Source organism: Myxococcus vastator (genome assembly GCF_010894475.1).
Classification (GTDB): Bacteria; Myxococcota; Myxococcia; order Myxococcales; family Myxococcaceae; genus Myxococcus; species Myxococcus vastator.
Genome location: NZ_JAAIYB010000983.1, coordinates 1 through 413 on the forward strand (window position 1 = coordinate 1; position 413 = coordinate 413).

1 pseudogene is annotated in these 413 nt (G+C 74.3%); it reads right to left on the reverse strand.

Going from position 1 to position 413, the window contains the following annotated elements:
• Nucleotides 1-413: pseudogene (locus G4D87_RS38680) on the reverse strand (hypothetical protein); the annotation flags it as partial.

Here is a 413-nt window from a genome sequence, read left to right on the forward strand (position 1 = left end):
GGGCAGCACCGCGTCGAGCGACTGGGTGAGCGAGTCCAGGAGCTGCGCCTCGCTCACGCCGGGGGTGAGGTGCTCGGTGACGAGCGCGCCGTCATTGGCGGTGTAGACGCGCGCGCCCGTGCGGTAGCCGCTGAGCAGCTGGCCCAGCTCCGTCACCAGGACGAGCTCCGTCTTCCCCGCGGCGCCCAGGGAGCGGATGCAGGAGGCCGCCGTGCGGTTGCAGCGCAGCAGCGGGCGGCGCTTGGACGCGGACAGCTTGCGGGTGATGTCCTCGATACGGACCACCACCAGCCCACGGGCCCGGAGCTGCTCGGCCACGTGCTCCTGGGCGAACTCGACGACGTGGGAGGGCGCTCCCGCCGCGTCAGGCGGCGCGACCAGGATGGACAGGGGCGGCGGGGGAGGAGCCGCGG